At 70.8% G+C, this 18,652-nt stretch carries 19 protein-coding genes and 3 tRNA genes; 7 read left to right on the plus strand and 15 right to left on the minus strand.

The window, feature by feature from the left end:
* Positions 1–35: 35 nt before the first annotated feature.
* From EDF42_RS01010 to tilS, 10 genes are all read right to left on the minus strand, one after another.
* Positions 36–728 (minus strand): Rossmann-like and DUF2520 domain-containing protein, encoded by a 693-nt coding sequence (locus EDF42_RS01010; RefSeq protein WP_185040707.1) that lies wholly within the window; start codon positions 726–728, stop codon positions 36–38.
* Entirely contained in the window at positions 725–2,482 is a 1,758-nt protein-coding gene (locus EDF42_RS01015; RefSeq protein WP_123671233.1) for a PH domain-containing protein, read from the minus strand. The genes EDF42_RS01010 and EDF42_RS01015 overlap by 4 nt, the downstream gene beginning before the upstream one ends.
* Before the next feature lie 9 nt (positions 2,483–2,491).
* The gene (locus EDF42_RS01020; protein WP_111086938.1) at positions 2,492–3,013 is read right to left on the minus strand and encodes a PH domain-containing protein; all 522 of its coding nucleotides are present in this window, start codon (positions 3,011–3,013) and stop codon (positions 2,492–2,494) included.
* 27 nt (positions 3,014–3,040) lie between these two features.
* Positions 3,041–3,529 carry a DUF3180 domain-containing protein gene (locus EDF42_RS01025; RefSeq protein ID WP_123671234.1) on the minus strand — a complete coding sequence of 163 codons (489 nt, stop codon included), beginning with the start codon at positions 3,527–3,529 and terminating at the stop codon, positions 3,041–3,043.
* Positions 3,526–4,083: a 2-amino-4-hydroxy-6-hydroxymethyldihydropteridine diphosphokinase gene (folK, locus tag EDF42_RS01030; protein ID WP_123671235.1), complete on the minus strand. Its 558-nt coding sequence runs from the start codon at positions 4,081–4,083 to the stop codon at positions 3,526–3,528. The genes EDF42_RS01025 and folK overlap by 4 nt, the downstream gene beginning before the upstream one ends.
* Positions 4,080–4,469, minus strand: coding sequence for a dihydroneopterin aldolase (gene folB, locus EDF42_RS01035; protein ID WP_123294543.1), 390 nt, complete (start codon positions 4,467–4,469; stop codon positions 4,080–4,082). The genes folK and folB overlap by 4 nt, the downstream gene beginning before the upstream one ends.
* Positions 4,466–5,332, minus strand: a complete 867-nt coding sequence (gene folP, locus EDF42_RS01040) for a dihydropteroate synthase (protein ID WP_221180992.1) — start codon at positions 5,330–5,332, stop codon at positions 4,466–4,468. The genes folB and folP overlap by 4 nt, the downstream gene beginning before the upstream one ends.
* Before the next feature lie 9 nt (positions 5,333–5,341).
* Complete coding sequence (ftsH, locus tag EDF42_RS01045) at positions 5,342–7,330, minus strand: ATP-dependent zinc metalloprotease FtsH (RefSeq protein ID WP_123294542.1); 1,989 nt, start codon at positions 7,328–7,330, stop codon at positions 5,342–5,344.
* A 135-nt stretch (positions 7,331–7,465) separates the two neighbouring features.
* Positions 7,466–8,017 carry a hypoxanthine phosphoribosyltransferase gene (gene hpt, locus EDF42_RS01050; protein WP_111086933.1) on the minus strand — a complete coding sequence of 184 codons (552 nt, stop codon included), beginning with the start codon at positions 8,015–8,017 and terminating at the stop codon, positions 7,466–7,468.
* 9 nt (positions 8,018–8,026) lie between these two features.
* Positions 8,027–9,046 (minus strand): tRNA lysidine(34) synthetase TilS, encoded by a 1,020-nt coding sequence (gene tilS / locus EDF42_RS01055; RefSeq protein ID WP_123671236.1) that lies wholly within the window; start codon positions 9,044–9,046, stop codon positions 8,027–8,029.
* A gap of 64 nt (positions 9,047–9,110) precedes the next feature.
* Between tilS and EDF42_RS01060 the strand changes: the two genes are divergently transcribed.
* Positions 9,111–9,602, plus strand: coding sequence for an inorganic diphosphatase (locus tag EDF42_RS01060; RefSeq protein ID WP_111086931.1), 492 nt, complete (start codon positions 9,111–9,113; stop codon positions 9,600–9,602).
* Between the two features lie 231 nt (positions 9,603–9,833).
* Here the strand turns inward: EDF42_RS01060 and EDF42_RS01065 are convergent, their stop codons facing one another.
* Entirely contained in the window at positions 9,834–11,300 is a 1,467-nt protein-coding gene (locus EDF42_RS01065) for an NlpC/P60 family protein (RefSeq protein ID WP_123339203.1), read from the minus strand.
* A gap of 33 nt (positions 11,301–11,333) precedes the next feature.
* Complete coding sequence (locus tag EDF42_RS01070) at positions 11,334–12,611, minus strand: M23 family metallopeptidase (protein WP_123339204.1); 1,278 nt, start codon at positions 12,609–12,611, stop codon at positions 11,334–11,336.
* A gap of 258 nt (positions 12,612–12,869) precedes the next feature.
* Between EDF42_RS01070 and EDF42_RS01075 the strand changes: the two genes are divergently transcribed.
* The 3 genes from EDF42_RS01075 (at position 12,870) to EDF42_RS01085 (ending at position 13,146) form a co-directional block, all read left to right on the plus strand.
* Positions 12,870–12,942, plus strand: a tRNA-Glu gene (locus EDF42_RS01075).
* Between the two features lie 53 nt (positions 12,943–12,995).
* Positions 12,996–13,072, plus strand: a tRNA-Asp gene (locus EDF42_RS01080).
* 1 nt (position 13,073) lies between these two features.
* Positions 13,074–13,146: transfer RNA gene (locus tag EDF42_RS01085), tRNA-Phe, on the plus strand.
* 68 nt (positions 13,147–13,214) lie between these two features.
* Here the strand turns inward: EDF42_RS01085 and EDF42_RS01090 are convergent.
* Positions 13,215–14,225 (minus strand): aldo/keto reductase family protein, encoded by a 1,011-nt coding sequence (locus tag EDF42_RS01090; RefSeq protein WP_123339205.1) that lies wholly within the window; start codon positions 14,223–14,225, stop codon positions 13,215–13,217.
* A 126-nt stretch (positions 14,226–14,351) separates the two neighbouring features.
* On the opposite strand from EDF42_RS01090, the gene EDF42_RS01095 reads away from it, so the two are divergent.
* The gene (locus tag EDF42_RS01095; RefSeq protein ID WP_123671237.1) at positions 14,352–15,344 is read left to right on the plus strand and encodes an SDR family oxidoreductase; all 993 of its coding nucleotides are present in this window, start codon (positions 14,352–14,354) and stop codon (positions 15,342–15,344) included.
* An 89-nt stretch (positions 15,345–15,433) separates the two neighbouring features.
* On the opposite strand, the gene rocD is transcribed toward EDF42_RS01095, so the two are convergent.
* The gene (rocD, locus tag EDF42_RS01100; protein WP_123671553.1) at positions 15,434–16,663 is read right to left on the minus strand and encodes an ornithine--oxo-acid transaminase; all 1,230 of its coding nucleotides are present in this window, start codon (positions 16,661–16,663) and stop codon (positions 15,434–15,436) included.
* Positions 16,663–17,565, minus strand: a complete 903-nt coding sequence (gene ddaH / locus EDF42_RS01105; protein WP_123339207.1) for a dimethylargininase — start codon at positions 17,563–17,565, stop codon at positions 16,663–16,665. The genes rocD and ddaH overlap by 1 nt, the downstream gene beginning before the upstream one ends.
* Before the next feature lie 246 nt (positions 17,566–17,811).
* Here ddaH and EDF42_RS01110 point away from each other — a divergent pair, with 246 nt between their 5' ends.
* Both EDF42_RS01110 and EDF42_RS01115 read left to right on the plus strand, forming a co-directional pair.
* Positions 17,812–18,249: an Lrp/AsnC family transcriptional regulator gene (locus tag EDF42_RS01110; protein ID WP_111083794.1), complete on the plus strand. Its 438-nt coding sequence runs from the start codon at positions 17,812–17,814 to the stop codon at positions 18,247–18,249.
* Positions 18,250–18,259: 10 nt separating this feature from the next.
* A complete protein-coding gene (locus EDF42_RS01115) occupies positions 18,260–18,634 on the plus strand; it encodes a hypothetical protein (RefSeq protein WP_123671238.1) in 375 nt (124 codons plus the stop codon).
* Positions 18,635–18,652 lie beyond the last annotated feature (18 nt).

Raw genomic sequence — 18,652 nt, forward strand, 5'->3', positions numbered from 1 at the left:
ACGCGCGCCCGCCCCCGAACCGGCGGCCACCCTCGCTACAGCGTGGACTGCCCGTCGGCGGCCGTCAGTGCGTTGTCGACGGCGGAGCGGACGAGCGCACCGAGCACCCGGCCGGGGTGGTCGACGCCGATGCCGGAGAGCGTGCCCGCCGACTGGTCCACGATCGCGGTCGAGAAGCTCACGGCGGCGCGGACGGCGTCGGCGTAGGCGGACCGGTCCCCCTCGGCGATGACGAACGGCTCGGCGCCCATCTCGACCACCAGGGCCTGCGCGATGGGCAGCACGGGTGAGGGAGCGGTGACCGCGCAGTAGGCGTCACGGAGCCGCGACAGGTCGACGCTGGTGCCGGTGAACGCCATCGCGGGGTGGATGGCGAGCGGGATCGCGCCGGCCGCCATCGCGGGGGCGAGGATGCCGACGCCGTGGTCCGGGCTGGTGTGCACGACGAGTTGTCCGGGCTGCCAGATGCCGGCGTCCGCCAGGCCCTGCACGAGCGAGGCCAGCTGGTCGTCCGGCACGGCGAGCAGCACGAGTTCGCTCCGCTCGACCAGGTCCGGCGTCGCGAGCACGGGAGCGCCGGGCAGCATCGCCTCGGCACGGTCACGGCTCTCGGCGGACACGGCGGTCACCCCGACGACCGCGTGTTCCGCGTTCGCGAGTGCGGCGCCGAGCACGGGTCCGACCCGTCCGGCACCGACGACGCCGACGCCGAGGCGCCCGGCCCTCATCGGACGGCCCCGGTGGGCGGGACGTCGCTCCACCCCGGGCCGGGAGGCACGGTGCCGGGCCGGTGGTCGGCGTCGGGCCCGGCAGGGGCTCCGGTCCCGGGCCACGGCACGTCCGCAGCGTGCCTGGCGGACGCGGGACGGGCCTCCCGTTCGCGCCACCGGTGGGACGTGTCGACCGCAGCGGCCTCGACGGCGCGCTGGGTCGTCTCGGACCACAGCCGCTGCGCGTCCCGCGCGTCGAGCGCACCGACGCGGGCCGAGACCGGCCCGGCGACGGTGTGCACGTGGACGGCGGCGAGCCGCAGGGCACGCTCGAGCGGACCCTGCTCGACCTTGACGCTCTGCACCCGGGGCAGCGGCACGATGACGAGCGACCGCCAGACGGCGCCGAGCCGGAGCAGCACCGCGCCCTGCACGAACCGGTACCCGTTGCGCCGGAACGCGAACGGGCGGAGCCACGCACCGCGGCGCGGGGAGTGCACGAAGCCGCCCTCGTCGCCGCTCGTGGTGAGGCTGTCGTCGACGACGCTGACGGCCTCGGCGGAGCCTTCCCGCAGGGCCTCCTGCGAGGCCTCGGGGCCCGCGACGGCAGTGCCGACCAGGCCGGGCAGGATGATGTCGAGGACCTCGCGGACGTCGGCCGCGGTGCCGACGGGCAGCACGATGGCGGAGGCCTGCTGGTTGCTCGATGCCCCGTTGCCGGCGTTCGTCGCACGGTTGATCCGGACGTCCCACCAGCCGAACGGTCGCCAGAGCAGCGGCTGCGCGACCTTGACGGCGTGGATGCGGCCCGGGGGCAGCGTCTCGTTCGAGGTCGACACGAGCCCGAACCCGATCCGGATGCCGTCACGGGTCTCGGCGATCGTGTACTGCAGCGACCGCGAGAACTTGCGGACGTAGTAGCTGCCCGCACCGATCACGGCGGGGAACAGACCGAACAGGATCCCGTACTCGCCGGTGAGCGCGACACTGACGATCATCGCCGCCACGGCCAGGAGGATGAAGACGGTGGTGCCGGAGAGCAGCATCGACGCGATCAGCCGGCCGGGCTTCACCTTGACGATCCGGGTGGCCTGCACCGCGGCGGGGTCGAGCTCGGGCGAGAACATCTCGTCGACGCGGTCCTGCAGCACACCGTTCGACGCGCGCGCCGGACCACTGCCACGGTCGTCGTCCTTCGCACCCGAGGCGAGCACGAGGATGCGCAGCCGCAGGTCGTCGGCGGCCTTCACCCCGAGGTACGCGAGCTGCACGTTGGCGTCGTTGCCGGCCTGGGCGATCTCGAGCTTCGCCGTGCCGAACACCCGCGGGATGAGCGGACGCGAGATGTTGATGCCCTGGATCCGGTCGAGCCGGGCCTTGCGGTGGTTCCGGAACAGCACGCCCGAGCGGACTTCGACGATCTCGCCAGTGACCCGGAACTCGTGCATGCGCCAGGACAGGTAGAAGAGCCCGATGAGCACGAGCAGGAACACCGCGACGCCGAGCAGCACCCAGCCGACGACGCCGTGCTCGTAGACGTAGCGGACGGGGTCGCCGTCCTGCTGCTCGCCGCCGGGGATGAAGAACTCGACGAGCTGGTCGCGCAGGCTGTTCAGCACGTAGCCGAGGATGACGATCAGGAAGATCCCGCCCTTGAGCAGCGGGGTCAGCGGGTGCAGGCGGTGCCACTCGCCGTCGGTCAGGGGCGCTGCGGCAGCGGCGTTCCCGCGCGTCGGCGGGGCGGGCGGCGGCGGGCCGGGTCGGAAGGTCACCGCGACCCCCTACAGCCCGGCGCGGCGGGACTCGGCGAGCTCGACGAGCCGGTCGCGCAGTTCGTCGGCGTCGGTCGCGGGGATACCGGGGATGCGGACGTTCGTGGCGGCCGCGGCAGTCACGAACTTCAGCTCGCTCATGCCGAGCGCCCGGTCGAGCGGACCGCGCGCCACGTCGACGAGCTGCATGCGCCCGTACGGCACCGCCGTGAAGCGCTGCCACATCAGGCCGCGGCGGACCACCAGGTCGTCGTCACGCAGGGCGTAGCCGATCGCACGGACCCGGCGGGGCGTCAGCGCCGCGGTGACGAGCGTGATGACGAGCACCACGATGCCGATGAGCAGCCAGACGGTGCCGGCGCCCGAGCCGAAGCCGTCGTTCACGATCCCGATCAGGACCAGGCCGGCGGTCACCACGAGGCCGATCACGAGGGTCGTGATGAGTTCGGTCCACACGAGCTTCGCGGACACCCTGGTCCAGTCGATGCCGGTCAGGCCGAGGCCCGGCTCGTCGAGTCGTTCACGCGCCATCGCGGGCCTCCAGTGGGTGTGCTCGGGTCAGTTCGCCGTCGTGCCGTTCCGGGGGTCGCCCGGCTCGTCGTCGTCGCTCGGAGGAGCGATGCACATGCGCTCTGCCACGAGTGCGCAGACCGTCAGCACGATCCCGCCCCCGACGGCGACCACGTTCGACAGGGTCGAGCCTAGCGAAGGCGTCACCGAGCGGGTCAGGAGGTACACGACCAGCCCGATCGCGAAGCCGCCGAACAGGACGCCGCAGATGCTCGAGGCCTTCGCCAGCACCACGACACGCGTGGCGTAGAGCGGGTCGACCGGGCGCTGCCGGCCCGCGCCCTCGCGGGCGTGCCGGCGGACGGGTCGCGCCATGAGCACGACGGCGACGCCGATGAACGCGAGCGTGATGCCGAGCGGCACGGCGAGCAGCAGCGTCGGCGACTGTCGCGACGCGAGCACCGCGTCGAACGCGAAGCCCGCCACCGCGGTCACGACGGCGATGCTGAGCAGGGTGGAGGGACGGGTCGGCTTCACGGCTGGGTCACGTTCCCTTCGGTGGTGGCCCGGGAGGCGCGGGGCACGTCCGCGAACAGGCGCGGCTCGTCGACGCGCTCGGTGTCGTCCCCCACGGCGGCGAGCAGGTCGGCCACCGGTCCGGCGCCGGGCAGGACGGCCGCGGGGTCGGCGTCGAGCCACGGTGCGAGCACGAACGCGCGCTCGGCGGCACGGGGGTGCGGCACGGTGAGCGTGGCGGTGTCGATGCGCAGGTCGTCGATGGCGACGACGTCGAGGTCGATGGTCCGGTCGCCCCAGCGGACGTCGCGGGTGCGGCCGTGCTCGTCCTCGATGCCGTGCAGTGCGTCGAGGAACGCCTGCGGCTCGAGGTCGGTGTCGACGACCACGACGGCGTTGCGGTACCGCGGCTTGGTGTCGTCGCGGCCGTCCAGGGTGACGGCGACCGACTCGACCTCGTGGCTCGACGCCACCGGGTGGACCCCGGGCAGCGCGGCGACCGCTCGGGCAGCGGCGCGGAGGGTGCTCCCCCGGTCGCCGAGGTTGGCGCCGAGCGCGACGACGACGCGGCTCACTCTTCTTCCTCGTCCGGCACGGTCGCCCCGCGGGCACGGCGGATGGTGATCGAGACGTCGGTGAACGGCACGGTGATGGGCGCCTGCGGCTTGTGCACGGTGACCTCGGTCGCCAGGGCCGCACGGTGGGTGAGCACCGCGGCCGCGATGCGCTCCGCGAGGGTCTCGATCAGGTCCACCGGGTCGCGTTCGATCTCGGCGACGACCTGCTCGGCGAGGACGCCGTAGTGCACGGTGGCGTCGAGGTCGTCGCTGCCCGAGGCCGCGCGGGCGTCGAGCTCCACGGCGACGTCGACGACGAAGTCCTGACCGTCGGCACGTTCGTGGTCGAAGACGCCGTGGTGGCCGCGCGCGCGGACCCCGACGAGGCGGATGGTGTCGTTCACGAGCGAGCTGCCCTCCAGGCGTCCCAGACGTCGAGCACGGCACGGGTCGGTGCCGGGTCGTGCACGCGCACCCCCCACGCACCGCGTTCGGCGGCGAGCAGGCTGATGGCGGCGGTGGCGAGGTCGCGGTCCTTCGGCGGGGCACCCTCGGGGCTGCCCACTCCGTCCAGGAACCGCTTGCGTGATGCGGCGACGAGCACCGGCAGGCCGATCGAGGCGAACCGTTCGTAGCCGGCCAGGATCTCCCAGTTCTGCACGCCCTGCTTGGCGAAGCCGAGGCCCGGGTCGATCACGACCTGTTCCTGGCGCACCCCGAGGACGATGAGCTCGGCGACCCGCATCTCGACCTCGCGCCGGACCTCGTCGACGGCGTGCACGTACTCGGCGTTGCGGTACATCCGGTCGCTGTGGCCACGCCAGTGCATGACCACGAACCCGACCCCGGTCGACGCGACCACGCGGGCCATGTCCGGGTCGGCCAGGCCGCCGGACACGTCGTTGACGATCGCGGCGCCGAGTTCGACGGCCCGTTCGGCGGTCGAGGCGTTCATCGTGTCGACGCTCACCGGGATGCCCTCGGCGAAGAGCTGCCGGACGACCGGCAGCACACGCTCCTGCTCGACCGGCACCGGCACGCGCTCCGAGCCCGGCCGGGTCGACTCCCCACCGACGTCGATGATGTCGGCACCCGCGGCGACGAGGTCACGCGCGTGCTGCACGGCGGCGTCGTAGGCCTGGTGCAGCCCGCCGTCGCTGAACGAGTCCGGCGTCACGTTGAGGATGCCCAACACCCGCGTGCGGTCCGGTGTCGGACCGCCGCGGGTGTCGAGCCGACGAGCACGTCTCGTCGGCAGGTCGGTCATGCCGGCCCCCTACGCCGGGGCGATACCCGGGTTGCCGAAGGGGCGACGACGGGGCTTCGAGGTCGACTCGCTGTCCGACTGGTCCGCTGCGGTGGCGGCGGCCTGCCCGGGCACGTCGATCGCGGGCAGGTTGCTCACCGGACGCTTGTCGCTGGAGAGCCACTGCGGGCGCTCCGGCAGCTTGCGGACGTCCTTGAAGATCTCCACGAGCTCCGGGGCGTCGAGCGTCTCCTTCTCGAGGAGCTCACCGGCCAGGCGGTCGAGGATGTCGCGGTTGTCGTTGAGCACCTGGTAGGCCTCGTTGTGCGCGGCCTCGAGCAGCGCACGGGTCTCGGCGTCGACCGTCTGGGCGATGTTCTCCGAGTAGTCGCGCCCGGTACCACCGCTCATGTCACGGCCGACGAACGGCTCGCTCGACCCGGAACCGAGCTTGACGGACCCAACGGCCTGGCTCATGCCGTACTCGGTGACCATCTTGCGGGCGGTGCCGGTGGCCTTCTCGATGTCGTTCGAGGCGCCGGTGGTGGGGTCGTGGAACACGATCTCCTCGGCGACGCGTCCACCCATGGCGTAGGTGAGCTGGTCGAGCAGCTCGTTGCGGGTGACCGAGTACTTGTCCTCGAGCGGGAGCACCATCGTGTACCCGAGGGCACGGCCGCGCGGCAGGATCGTGATCTTCGTGACCGGGTCGGTGTGCCGCATCGCCGCTGCCGCCAGGGCGTGGCCGCCCTCGTGGTACGCGGTGATCAGGCGTTCCTGGTCGGACATGATCCGGGTCCGACGCTGCGGGCCCGCCATGACACGGTCGACGGCCTCGTCCAGCGCGCGGTTGTCGATGAGCTGCGCGTTCGACCGGGCGGTGAGCAGCGCGGCCTCGTTCAGGACGTTCGCCAGGTCGGCGCCGGTGAAGCCCGGCGTCTTGCGGGCGAGCAGCTCGAGGTCGACGCTCGCGGCGAGCGGCTTGCCCTTCGCGTGCACCTCGAGGATCTGCTTGCGGCCGGCCATGCCCGGGGCGTCGACACCGATCTGGCGGTCGAAGCGGCCCGGACGCAGGAGCGCGGGGTCGAGCACGTCGGGGCGGTTCGTCGCGGCGATGAGGATGACGTTCGTCTTGCCGTCGAAGCCGTCCATCTCGACGAGCAGCTGGTTGAGCGTCTGCTCGCGCTCGTCGTTGCCGCCGCCGATGCCGGCACCACGGTGACGACCGACGGCGTCGATCTCGTCGATGAAGACGATGGCCGGCGAGTTCGCCTTGGCCTGCTCGAAGAGGTCACGGACACGGCTCGCACCGACACCGACGAACATCTCGACGAAGTCCGAACCGGAGATCGAGTAGAACGGCACACCCGCTTCGCCGGCGACGGCGCGGGCGAGCAGGGTCTTGCCGGTTCCGGGAGGGCCGTACAGCAGCACGCCCTTCGGGATCTTGGCGCCGACGGCCTGGAACTTCGCCGGCTCCTTCAGGAACTCCTTGATCTCGTGGAGTTCCTCGATCGCCTCGTCGGAGCCCGCGACGTCGGCGAACGACACCTGCGGGTTCTCCTTGTTGTTGATCTTGGCCTTCGACTTGCCGAACTGCATGACCTTCGAGCCGCCGCCCTGGGCGCTCGAGAGCAGGAACCAGAACAGGGCACCGATGATCAGGAAGGGGAGCAGGACGCCGAGGAGCGACAGGAACCAGTTGCCCGTGTTCACGTGGTCGTCGTAGCCCTTGGGCAGGTTGGCGTCGTTGACGGCCTGGATGACCTCTTCGCCACGGGGCGTGGAGTAGTAGAACTGCTCCTGCTTGTCGCCGTCGCGGGTGATCATGTCCACCCGCTGCTCGGTGGAGTTGACGATGACGGACGAGATCTTGCCGTCGGCGAGCTGCTCGAGGCCCTTCTGGGTGCTGACCTCGGTCGTGCTGCCCTGGCTGATGACGCTCCAGCCGATGAAGATGCCCGCCAGCGCGATCAGCACGTAGAGGTACGGGCCGCGGAAGATGCGCTTGAAGTTCATGTGATCCGGGCGCGAGTGCCCGACACCTTTCTCTGCCGAAGTTGCGTGCAGGTCAGCATACGGCCGCGATTCTGTGGCGAGAATGGGTGTCCTCTGCGGGCGAACTCCACCCGAGGCATGTACCCCCTGGACGGGTTACGAGTACACGTGCGGCGCCAGGACGCCGACACCGCGCAGGTTCCGGTAGCGCTCGTCGTAGTCGAGGCCGTACCCGACCACGAACTCGTCGGGGATGTCGAAGCCCACGTACTTGACGTCGACCTCGACCTTGGCGGCCTCGGGCTTGCGCAGCAGGGCGACGATCTCGACGCTCGCGGCACCGCGGGACTGCAGGTTCTGCTTGAGCCAGGACAGCGTCAGACCGGAGTCGATGATGTCCTCGACGATGAGGACGTCGCGGCCGTGCAGGTCGGTGTCGAGGTCCTTGAGGATCCGCACCACACCGGACGACTTCGTGCCGGAGCCGTAGGACGACACCGCCATCCAGTCCATCCGCGCCTGCATCTTGAGGTGCCGCGAGAAGTCCGCCATCACCATGACGGCACCCTTCAGGACACCGACGAGCAGGGGGTCGCGGCCTGCGTAGTCGGCGTCGACGACCGCCGCGAGTTCGGCGAGCTTGTCGTCGATCTGCTCGGGGGTGAAGAGGACTTCGGACAGGTCTGCCTGGACGTCGGAGAGTTCCACCGGTCCAGCCTAACCGGCACTGAACGACAGGCGGTCACCGGATCGCGACGCCCGGACGCCCGGCAGGTCGATCGGCCCCTGTCCGCTCCAGTCCGTGACGAGCCGGCAGACCTCGAGCGTCTGCACGCGCGACAGCGTCACGCCGAACTCGCTCTCCACCGCCAGGCGCACGAGTCGCTGCCGGAGCGCCGGCGGGTTCGCCCCGAGCGCCCGGACGGACAGCGAGATGCCGGCCTCGGAGTGCTCGGCGATGTCCTCCGCCAGTTCCTCGGCGAAGTGGTCGAGTGCCGCCGAGTCCTCGCGCAGCTGGTCGGCCGTCCGCGCCAGCGCCTCGGGCACCCCGGCTCCGAGCTCGCGTTCGAGCACCGGCATGAGCGCGTTCCGGACCCGCACCCGGGTGTACGCCGGGTCGTCGTTCTGCGGGTCGTGCCACGGCGCCAGCCCGGCGGCGGCGCACGCCTGCCGCGTGGCGTGCCGACGCACGGTGAGCAGCGGGCGGCCGTAGGCCGGCCCCTGGTCGCGCCGTGCGAGCGGCAGCATGCCGGACAGGCTGTCCGGCCCGCTGCCGCGCAGCAGGCCCAGCAGCACCGTCTCGGCCTGGTCGTCCAGGGTGTGCCCCAGCAGCACGAGACGCGACCCGGTGGCGGAGGCGACCTCGGCGATCGACGCGTGGCGGGCCTCCCGGGCGGCGCCCTCCGGACCGCCGTCGGAGCCGACCGCGACCCTGCGGACCTCGACCGGGTCCAGACCCAGCTCGGATGCCTGCCGGGAGGCGCGGCTCGCGACCGCCTCGGAGCCCGCCTGGAGCGCGTGGTCGACGACCACTGCCCCGGCTCGGAGCCCCTGCTTGCCCGCCTCGAACGCGGTGGCCGCGGCGAGCGCGAGCGAGTCCGGTCCGCCGCTCAGCGCGACCAGCACGAGGTCACCCGCGGTGACGACGCCGTCGTCGAGCGCGGTGGCGAGCAGGTCGCGGACCGCCAGGCGGGTCTCGGCGATGGCAGGGTCCAGCCGGGGACGCGGAGAGTTCACCCGGTAACGTTAGCCGCGCTCTCGGGACCACCGACAGCCCCACCGACACACCAGGAGTACAGACATGGCCGCGTACGACGTCGTCGTCGAGATCCCCAAGGGCAGCCGCAACAAGTACGAGGTGGACCACGAGACCGGTCGTGTCTACCTCGACCGCGTGCTGTTCACGTCGTTCGTCTACCCGACCGACTACGGCTTCTTCGAGAAGACCCTGGCTGACGACGGCGACCCCGTGGACGCGCTGCTGCTCCTCGAGTTCCCGACGTTCCCCGGCGTGGGCGTCAAGGTCCGTCCGGTCGGCGTCTTCAAGATGAGCGACGAGGCCGGCAAGGACGAGAAGGTCCTCGTGGTTCCCGCGAAGGACCCGCGCTGGACGCACATCCAGGACATCTCGGACGTCGACGAGCAGACGAAGGCCGAGATCGCGCACTTCTTCGAGCGCTACAAGGACCTCGAGCCGAACAAGTGGGTCAAGGCCGAGGGCTGGGGCGACGCCGCCGAGGCCGAGGCGATCGTGCAGGCCGGCCAGGCCGCGTACGTGCCCGCTGGTCACTGACGCTCCGCACATACTCGAACGGCGCCCGCTCTCCATCCGGAGGGCGGGCGCCGTTCTGTGTTCGTGGGGGCGCGCCGTGTGGGTTCGGGCGGTGGGGGGCTTGCTGTGCCGTGCGGGTTCGGGCGTACCTGGTGGGAACGGGCGTACCTGCTGCTCTGATCCGGGCAGGTATGCCCGATCCCGCTTGCTACCGCAGCCGTTCTGGGAACGATCGGGCACACCGGGAAGGGGCTACAGGGAGCCGCTCGGGCGGGCGACGTAGGGCAGGAGCTGACTCGGCGTCCAGACCGCCCGCTCGACCACGCCGACGCCCGGTCTGGCTGCTTCGACCATCATCCCGTTGCCGGTGTAGATCGAGTCGTGGTAACCGCCTGAAGCGGTTCCGTTCGACGAGTAGAAGAGGATGTCGCCGGGCTGGCGCTGCGAAAGCGGCACGAGGCGACCGATCGAGCCGAAGTAGTTGTACTGCCAGACGACGTTGTGGCCGCCGGTCGCGATGCCCTGCGAGCTGTACGCCATCATCACGAGGCCGGAGCAGTCCCAGGTGCTCGGGCCGGCACCACCGAGGACGTAGGGCTTGCCGAGCTGCCCGCGGGCGTACGAGATCGCACCGGCGGCCTTCGAGGGGCTGCTCGGGGCGGGTGCCGGAGTGCTGGGCGCCGGGGTGCTCGGCTTCGACGGCGTCGGCGTGCTCGGCTTGGCGGGAGCCGGGGCGGGCGCGGGAGCGGGCGCCGCCGGCGTGCTCGGCTTCGACGGGGTGCTCGGGCGCGACGGGGTGGTCGTGCCACTGCCGCTACCGCCGCCGGCGCTCGGGTTGGTGGTCGAGGTGTTGCCGTTGCTGCTGCCACCGCTGGTGCCGTTGTCGGTGCTGGTGCCGCTCGCGCCGCTGCCGGTGGCCGTGCCGGTGCCGCTGCTGCTCGTCTGGGCCGCCAGGGCGGTCTCGGCCGCCTTGGCCTGCTGCGCACTCCAGTAGGCGCTCTCCGTCGCGACGCTCGTGCCCTTGAGGTACGCGAGCTGACGGAGGACCTCGTCCTGCTGGTCCTGCTGCTTCTGCACCCGGGCCTGGGCGTCGGCGGAGACGTCGTTGGCGGTGGCGAAGGCGGTCTTCGTCGCTTCGGTCGCCTTGCTCAGCGCCGTCGTGGCGACGGCCTGCTGGTCGGCGAGCGAGTCCACGGTCTTCTGGTCGGAGCGGGCCTGGGCCAGGATCGTCGCCGACCGCTCGGACAGGTGCGACATCGTGCCGACGCGGTAGAGCAGGTCGCCGGAGTCCGAGGCGTCCGTGAGCATCGTCGTCGACAGGTCGCCGCCGCCCGTGCGGGACAGCTCGACGACGAGCGCGGCCACCTGGCCCGCGGAGTCGTCCGCCTTGCCCTTGGCCCGCTTCGACTGCGCGGACAGGTCGGCGAGGGTGTCCTTCGCCTCCTGCTGCTGCGAGGCGGCGAGGGCGTACGCCTGCCCGGCCTGCTGCTCGACGATGCCGGCGCGGTCCGCGGCGGCCTGCAGCGAGGTCAGCCGGTCGCTCAGCTCGTCCACCGTCTGCTGCGCGTCGGCGGCATCCGACTTCGCGGCCTTGACGTCGTCCCAGGACGGCGCCGACGGCGCGGCCTGGGCAGGTCCTGCGACGACGACCGACAGTCCGATGCCGAGCACGGCGACGGTGGCGATCCCGCAGGAGAACGAGCGAGCGGACAGGGTCATGGCGGGGTCAACGCATCCCGGCTGCGCTGATGCTCATACCGAGATCCCCCGCGCTGCCATGAAGGGGACCGGGTCGACGGCAGCACCGTTGACCCGGGTCTCGAAGTGGAGGTGGCACCCGGTCGACCAGCCGGTCGAACCGATCTTGGCGATCTGCTGCCCGGCGGAGACGTGCTGGCCGTTCGCGACCATGATCCCGCCGTCGACGATGTGTCCGTAGGCGGTCGAGATGCCGCCGCCGTTGTCCAGGATGACCTCGTTGCCGTAGCCGCCGCCGTTGCCCGCGAAGGTCACGGTGCCGTCGTGGGCCGCGTAGATCGGGGCGTAGCAGGCGGGAGCGAGGTCGACCCCGGCGTGCAGTGCCGTGGAGTGCGTGTACGGGTCGACGCGGATGCCGTAGCCGCTGGTCTGGAAGCCACCGGCCGGACGGACCCACCCGGCAGAGTTGGCCGTCCCGCCGCCGGTGCCGCCCTGGCTCGTCGCCGCGGCCTTCGCGGCTGCCTTGGCCGCAGCAGCGGCGATGCGCGCCTGTCGGGCCTTCTCGGCGGCGACGCCCTTGCGGTAGTCAGCCTCGACACCGCGCTGCTTGGTGGTGAGGGCGGTCAGCTGGGCCTCGAGCCGCGACTCGTTGTCGTTCTGGGCGTCGACGGCGGTCTGTGCCGCGTCGGCGGCACCCTGCGCCTGCTGCATCTTCGACTGGGCTGCTTCGGCGAGGTCGCCCAACGCCGCCTTGGCCTTGTCCGCCTTGTCGGCCTGGGCTTGCGCGGTACCCCGGTCCTGCGACGCCTGCGAGTAGATGCCGTCGGCCTGCTCGCTGAGCTTCGACATTGCGCCGAGCTCGTAGAGCAGGTCACCGGAGTCCGAGGGGTGCGTGAGGATGTCGGTCGTCACGTCGTTGGCACTGGCCCGACCGAGCTGCGCGGCGAGCTGACCGGCCTGCTCCTCGGACTGTGCGGCGGTCTGCTCGGCGTCGTCCGCCTGGGACTGGAGCGTCTTCTGCTCGAGGGTCGCCTCGTCGTACTTGTTCTGTGCAGCCTGGTAGGCCTCGCCGGCTGCCTGTGCGGCCTTCTGCTTCGCCGCGGCCTCGGACTTCAGGGTCGAGATGAGCGACTTGATCTCAGAGACCTTCGCCTGCTGCGCACTCGTCGAGGACTTGGCCTTCTGCACCTCGGACCAGCTCGGGTAGCTCGCGGCGCTGGCCGAGGTCGCCGGGGCGAGGACCGCGAGGGTGCTGCCAGCGAGCGCGATGGCGACCGCAGCGGCGACGAGGCGGCTGCGGTTGCGGAGGGAGAGCGAAGGTGAGGTCGACATGTATCTCGATTTCGTAACAGCGCGGCAAGGCTCACGCACGTAACACTGTTAACAGACGCAACAGTAACAACAGGTGTCGCAGCCCCACAGCCCCTCGGACGAGGGGCGTGGAGCCGACGACGATGCTCGCACCGCAACCTCGACACCCGGTGCCGGGAGGGCGCGACACGCCGGGGATTCCGCGGGAACGCGGCCCGATTTGCGAACCCCCGGGGGCATCCGTATGCTTGTCCATCGGTAGCGCGAAGCACCACTTGCGGCCCTATCGTTTAGTGGCCTAGGACACCGCCCTTTCACGGCGGCAGCACGGGTTCGAATCCCGTTGGGGTCACTCTCCGAGTGAGCGAGCAAGTAGTACTGAGCAACACCACAGCAATTCAACATGGCCCTGTAGCGCAGCTGGTTAGCGTGCCGCCCTGTCACGGCGGAGGTCGCGGGTTCAAGTCCCGTCAGGGTCGCCACGGCTGGATAGCTCAGTTGGTAGAGCGTTCGACTGAAAATCGAAAGGTCCACGGATCGATGCCGTGTCCAGCCACCGGTGAAGGCCCCCTGCTCCGGCAGGGGGCCTTTTCCGTTGTCTGAGCCGTCTGGCCCGGGTCGGCGCTAGGCCTCGCGGGTCTTCGGGCTGCTGTCGTTCGTCTTCGCCGGGTCACGCTCGACCACGGCACCGAGGGCATCGTCGATCCGGCTGAGCAGCTCCGCGGGGATCGTGACACCGGCAGCGCCGGCGTTGTCGTGCACCTGCTCCGGACGCGACGCCCCGATGATGGCACTCGCGACGTTCTCGTTCTGCAGTACCCAGGCGACGGCGAGCTGTGCCATCGACAGGTCGAGCTCCTTCGCGATCGGCTCGAGCTCCTGCACCGAGGACAGCACCTCGTCGCGCATGAACCGCTTGATCATGTCCGCGCCGCCCTTGTCGTCGGTGGCGCGTGAACCCTCGGGCAGCGGCTGACCCGGCTTGTACTTGCCGGTCAGGACCCCCTGCGCGATCGGGGACCAGACGATCTGCGAGATGCCGAGCTCCTTCGAGGTCGGCACCACCTCTTCTTCGATGACCCGCCACAGCGCCGAGTACTGCGGCTGGTTCGAGATGAGCTGGAAGCCGAGGTCCTTCGCGAGCGCGGCGCCCGCACGCAACTGCTCGGCGGTCCACTCGCTCACGCCGACGTACAGGACCTTGCCCTGGCGCACGATGTCAGCGAAGGCCTGCATCGTCTCCTCGAGCGGGGTCTCGTGGTCGAAGCGGTGCGCCTGGTACAGGTCGACGTAGTCCGTCTGCAGCCGGCCGAGCGAGCCGTCGATCGACTCGAGGATGTGCTTGCGGGACAGCCCGGTGTCGTTGTGCCCCTTCGGCCCGGTCGGCCCGAACACCTTCGTGGCGATCTCGAGCGACTGGCGCCGCTCCCCCTTGAGGGCTTCGCCGAGGACGGTCTCCGCGCCGGTGTTGGCGTAGACGTCGGCGGTGTCGAACGTCGAGATGCCCACCTCGAGGGCGGCCTTGACGCAGGCGATGGCCGCGTCGTTCTCGACCTGGGATGCGTGGGTGAGCCAGTTGCCGTAGGTGATCTCGGAGACCTTGAGGCCCGAGTTGCCGAGGTAGCGGTACTCCATGTGCGTGTCACTCCTGTCGTGGGGCGCGTCGGTGCGACCCGACCCGTGACGGTAGTCGGCCGGGACGGTGCAGGATCACATGGGACGACGGCGCAGGGCTGCGCCGCGGAGAGCGAGGGAGCATCCATGACCGGAGCGAGCGTGTTGTTCATCGGCGGGAGCGGCGTAATCAGCGCCTCCTGTGTGCGGGAGGCGACCGAACAGGGCCACGACGTCACGGTCCTGAACCGGGGGACCACCGGGGGCAGGCCGATCCCGCAGGGTGTGACGCGCCTCCAGGCCGACGTGTCGGACCGCAGCGACCTGGCGGACGCACTCGGCGACCGTCACTTCGACGTGGTCGTGAACTGGGTCGCCTTCACGCCGGACCAGGTGCAGGCCGACATCGACTTCTTCGCCGGACGGACGCGGCAGTACGTCTTCATCAGCTCGGCCTCGGCGTACCAGACGCCGGCGACGCACCTGCCGATCACGGAGTCGACGCCGCTGAAGAACCCCTACTGGCAGTACTCGCGCGACAAGATCGCTTGCGAGGAACTGCTGATGGAGGCGTACCGGGAGCAGGACTTCCCGGTGACGATCGTGCGGCCGTCGCACACCTACGACGAGACGAAGCTGCCGCTCACCGGCGGCTGGACCGCGGTGGCGCGGATGCGTGCTGGCAAGCCGATCATCATCACCGGTGACGGCACGTCGCTGTGGACGCTGACGCACAGCCGTGACTTCGCGGTCGGGTTCACCGGGCTGCTCGACAACGCGTCGGCGATCGGTGAGGCCTTCACGATCACGAGCGACGAGGCGCCGACGTGGAACGCCATCGCGCACGAGATCGCGGCGGCGGCGGGGGTGGAGGACCTGCGGATCGTGCACGTGCCGGCGGACGCGATCAACGCCGTGGACCCGGAGTGGGGTGCGGCGTTGCTCGGCGACAAGGCGAACAGCTCGGTGTTCGACAACAGCAAGGTCCGGTCGCTCGTGCCGTGGTACCGGCCGCGGACGCCGTACCGGCAGGGCGTGCGCGAGGTCATCGCCTGGTTCGAGGCCAACCCCGAGGCGCAGGTCGTCGACGAGCGCCTCGACGCGCTGATGGACGAGCTGGCGGCGCGCTGGGCGGTGTGAGCCGCACTTGGTGAGCAGAAATGGTCGGGTGCCGTGTGGCGACCCGACCATTTCTGCTCACGAAGCGCGCGCGGCGCCGAGCGCGCGGCTCAGGCGCGCGCGGCCAGGACCGACGCGAGCGCGCCGATCGCCCTGCGCAGTTCGTCGTCGGTGACGACGAGCGGCGGGGCGAAGCGGATCGTCGAACCGTGGGTGTCCTTCACGAGCAGCCCACGGTCGGCCAGGTCCTTCGAGATCTCCTTGCCGGTGCCGAGCGCCGGGTCGATGTCGATCCCCGCCCAAAGTCCGGCGACGCGGTGCGACACGACCCCCTTGCCGAGCAGGTCGTCGAGCAGCCCGCGCAGCATCGGTTCGCCGTCGAGGGCGCGCTGCTGGAACGTGCCCTCGCCGAGCATCGCCACGACCTCGGCGCCGACGGCCGCGGCGAGCGGGTTGCCACCGAAGGTCGAACCGTGCTCACCGGGACGCAGCATGCCGAGGACAGCGCGCGAGCCGACGACCGCGGACACCGGCACGATGCCGCCGCCGAGTGCCTTGCCGAGCGTGATGAGGTCGGGACGGACCCCGACGCGCTGCACGGCGAGGGTGTGGCCGGTGCGGCCGAGTCCGGACTGGATCTCGTCGGCGATGAACAGCGCACCGAACTCGTCGCAGACCGCCCGGACTTCCGGGAGGTACGACGCCGGCGGGATGACCACGCCGCCCTCGCCCTGGATGGGTTCGAGCAGCACGGCGACGACGGTGTCGTCCATCGCCGCGCGCAGGGCTTCGGCGTCGCCGTACGGCACGGTGCGGAAGCCCGGGGTGTACGGCCCGAAGTCGTTGCGCGCGTCGGGGTCGTCGGAGAACGAGATGATCGTGGTGGTGCGGCCGTGGAAGTTCCCGGACGCCACGATGATCGTCGCGCGGTCCGCGGGGACGCCCTTGACGCGGTAGCCCCAGGCGCGGGACACCTTGATCGCGGACTCGACGGCCTCGGCACCGGTGTTCATCGGCAGGACCATCTCGGTCTCCGTCAACGCTGCCAGTGCCGTGGCGAACGGCCCGAGCTGGTCGTTCACGAACGCACGACTCGTGAGCGTCACGCGGTCGAGCTGCGCCCGGGCGGCGTCGAGCAGCCGCGGGTTGCCGTGGCCGAAGTTCACCGCGGAGTACGCGGCGAGGCCGTCCAGGTACTGCTTGCCGTCGACGTCGGTGACGGTTGCTCCGGCACCCGACGCGATGACGACGGGCAGCGGGCTGTAGTTGTGCGCGAGGGCGCGGTCCTCGACGGCGAGCGCCGCCGCGGTGTTGACCCCGAGCGACGCTGCCGCCGACATCAGCTGACCCCGAGCGAACGCGCGACCGAGGTGCCGGTGCCGACCGGGTGCAGGTCGAGCGTGCAGCACTTCACGCCGCCACCGCCGAGCAGCAGCTCGGACAGGTCGACGCCGATCGGGTTGTACCCCTTCTCCCTGAGCTGTTCGGCGAACCGCACAGCCCGCGCGGCGATCACGACGTTGTACCCGTCGGAGTAGGAGTTCAGGCCGAGGATCGCGGCGTCTTCCTCGGTCGCGATGATCGCGTCGGGGAAGCGCTCGCGCAGGATCGCCAGCGACGGCTCGTCGAAGGCGCTCTCGAGGTACGCGATGTTCGACCGGCCGGAAGCGTCGGGCTCCGGGTCGAGCACGGCGATGGCGGTGTCGAGGTGGTAGAAGCTCGGGTTGATGAGCTTCAGGGTGACGACCTCACGGCCGTAGATCGTCGCGAGCTCGTCGTGCGAGGTGCTGTCCGACCGGAAGCCCGTGCCGGCGAAGATCGTGTTGCCGATGAGCAGGAAGTCACCCTCGCCCTCGTTGGTCTGCTCCGGCTCGGCGACGGTCAGGCCGGCCTGACGGAACCAGTCCATGTACGCCGGGCCCTCGGGCTGGCGCTCGGGGTACTGGAACTTCGCGCCGTAGGCGATGCCGTCGAGCACGAACCCGCCGTTGGCCGCGTAGACCATGTCCGGCAGGCCGTCGATGGGGTCGATGTACGAGATGTCGAAGCCGAGCTGCTCGTAGACGTCGACGAGCGTCTGCCACTGGGCGACGGCCTTCGACGTGTCGGTCGGCTCCTCCGGGTGCATCCACGGGTTGATCCGGTAGCTCACCGTGTAGAAGTCCGGCTTGCACATCAGGATCGTCCGCTTGGTGGCGGTACGGGCCGGTGCATCGGTGGTCGAGGGTGCGGTGTTCGACATCAGTCCTCCTGAGAAGGGACCGGGGCCCGAGCCTGCCAGGAACCGAAACGGAACGAAGGAGAGGTGCTCCGGCGAGATGCAGGCTCACTCGCCGTAGCGGACCAGGTCGACGCCACGTCGATCCTGACACAGACCGTCCGGCAAGTGCAGTACCGGGAGCGAAGCGCCGTGGCACCCGTTCGGGTGACGCACGTTTCGTGCGTCCGACCCGCCGACCTCGCAAGAAGTCCGCGTACGATGGGTGCAATGGATTCGCTCGACCACCGCATCCTGGATCAACTCCGGGACAACGCCCGCGCCGGCTACGGCGACATCGGGTCGGTGGTCGGACTCTCGGCATCGGCCGTCAAGCGCCGTGTCGACCGGCTCGTCGGCGACGGCGTCATCCAGGGCTTCACGATCAAGGTCGACCCCGCCGTCGAGGACCGCGGCACCGAGGCCTGGGTCGAGCTGTACTGCCGCGGCACGGTCTCCCCCGACGAGCTCCGTGCGCTGCTCGACACCGTGCCCGAGGTCATCGACGCCGGCACGGTCACGGGGAGCGCCGACGCCGTCGTGCACATGCGCTCGAAGGACCTGTCCGCGCTGGAGGAGGCGCTCGACAAGGTCCGCCTCGCACCGCAGGTGGACCACACGCGCTCCGCGATCGTGCTCTCCAAGCTGGTCAGTCGCGACACCGCGTAACGTCCCACGCATGGGACGGAAAGCGGCCTGGAGGCGCGGCTCGGCACCCACGGGATCGCGACCGGCCCGGCAGCTGGTCACCGCTGCGAGCGTCGCCTACGTCGCGAACTGCCTCTGGGGCACGGCCGTCGCCGTCCGGTTGATCCGGACGAAGAAGCTCCGCGTCGTGCACCACGGCCTGTTCGTCGTGACGGCGACGCTCACCGGGGCCGCCGCGACGACGCCCGTGTGGACCCGTGACCGTTCGGCGCTGTTCCTGCTGCCCGCAGTCGTCCCGCTCGCGCTCGCGCCCCGCACGAACCCGCGCTCCGGAGCACACTGGAAGATCGCGGTGGCCGCCGCGCCGTCCTACCTGGGGGCGCTGTTGGTGCGGCGTCGACCGTGACGACGAGACACGAGGGGA

Source organism: Curtobacterium sp. PhB172 (genome assembly GCF_003752545.1).
GTDB lineage: Bacteria > Actinomycetota > Actinomycetes > Actinomycetales > Microbacteriaceae > Curtobacterium.

Bases quoted from the DNA above. Each gene is read 5' to 3' on its own strand.
- EDF42_RS01010 (WP_185040707.1), bottom strand. From the start codon at position 728: ATGAGGGCCGGGCGCCTCGGCGTCGGCGTCGTCGGTGCCGGACGGGTC.
- EDF42_RS01020 (WP_111086938.1), bottom strand. From the start codon at position 3,013: ATGGCGCGTGAACGACTCGACGAGCCGGGCCTCGGCCTGACCGGCATC.
- folP (WP_221180992.1), bottom strand. From the start codon at position 5,332: ATGACCGACCTGCCGACGAGACGTGCTCGTCGGCTCGACACCCGCGGC.
- ftsH (WP_123294542.1), bottom strand. From the start codon at position 7,330: ATGAACTTCAAGCGCATCTTCCGCGGCCCGTACCTCTACGTGCTGATC.
- EDF42_RS01060 (WP_111086931.1), top strand. From the start codon at position 9,111: ATGGCCGCGTACGACGTCGTCGTCGAGATCCCCAAGGGCAGCCGCAAC.
- EDF42_RS01065 (WP_123339203.1), bottom strand. From the start codon at position 11,300: ATGACCCTGTCCGCTCGCTCGTTCTCCTGCGGGATCGCCACCGTCGCC.
- EDF42_RS01070 (WP_123339204.1), bottom strand. From the start codon at position 12,611: ATGTCGACCTCACCTTCGCTCTCCCTCCGCAACCGCAGCCGCCTCGTC.
- EDF42_RS01090 (WP_123339205.1), bottom strand. From the start codon at position 14,225: ATGGAGTACCGCTACCTCGGCAACTCGGGCCTCAAGGTCTCCGAGATC.
- EDF42_RS01095 (WP_123671237.1), top strand. From the start codon at position 14,352: ATGACCGGAGCGAGCGTGTTGTTCATCGGCGGGAGCGGCGTAATCAGC.
- rocD (WP_123671553.1), bottom strand. From the start codon at position 16,663: ATGTCGGCGGCAGCGTCGCTCGGGGTCAACACCGCGGCGGCGCTCGCC.
- ddaH (WP_123339207.1), bottom strand. From the start codon at position 17,565: ATGTCGAACACCGCACCCTCGACCACCGATGCACCGGCCCGTACCGCC.
- EDF42_RS01110 (WP_111083794.1), top strand. From the start codon at position 17,812: ATGGATTCGCTCGACCACCGCATCCTGGATCAACTCCGGGACAACGCC.
- EDF42_RS01115 (WP_123671238.1), top strand. From the start codon at position 18,260: ATGGGACGGAAAGCGGCCTGGAGGCGCGGCTCGGCACCCACGGGATCG.